At 65.1% G+C, this 513-nt stretch carries 1 protein-coding gene; it reads left to right on the top strand.

Annotated elements, in window-relative coordinates; translation table 11 throughout:
- The coding region (locus ACYQ3S_RS15665; RefSeq protein ID WP_459690301.1) for a UxaA family hydrolase at positions 1-513 on the top strand (513 nt) is incomplete at both ends.

A 513-nucleotide genomic window follows, 5' to 3' on the forward strand; every position in this document is an offset into this window, starting at 1 on the left:
CGGTGCTGGTGCTGAGCCTGGGGTGCGAGAACCTGCAGCACGACCAGTTCGTAGAGGAGCTGGGGGAATATGATCCGGAGCGCGTCAAGTTTCTCACCTGCCAGGACGTGGAGGACGAGTTCGCGGCAGGACGCACGCTGCTGGAGCAGTGCGCGTCATACGCGGGACGGTACCGGCGTGAGGCGGTGCCGGTGAGCGAGCTGGTGATCGGTCTGAAGTGCGGCGGGTCGGATGGCCTGTCCGGCGTAACGGCGAACCCGACGGTGGGAGCGTTCAGCGACATGGTGATCGCGCGGGGCGGCTCGACGGTGCTGACCGAGGTGCCGGAGATGTTCGGCGCGGAGGGGATGCTGCTGAGCCGGTGCGTCAACGAGCAGGTGTTCGGAAAGGCGGCCGCCATGCTCAACGGCTTCAAGGATTACTTTATCAGCCACAACGAGACGGTGTACGAGAACCCGTCGCCGGGGAACAAGAAAGGCGGCATCACGACGCTGGAGGACAAGTCGTGCGGGT

The organism is Agathobaculum sp. TL06, assembly GCF_054658635.1.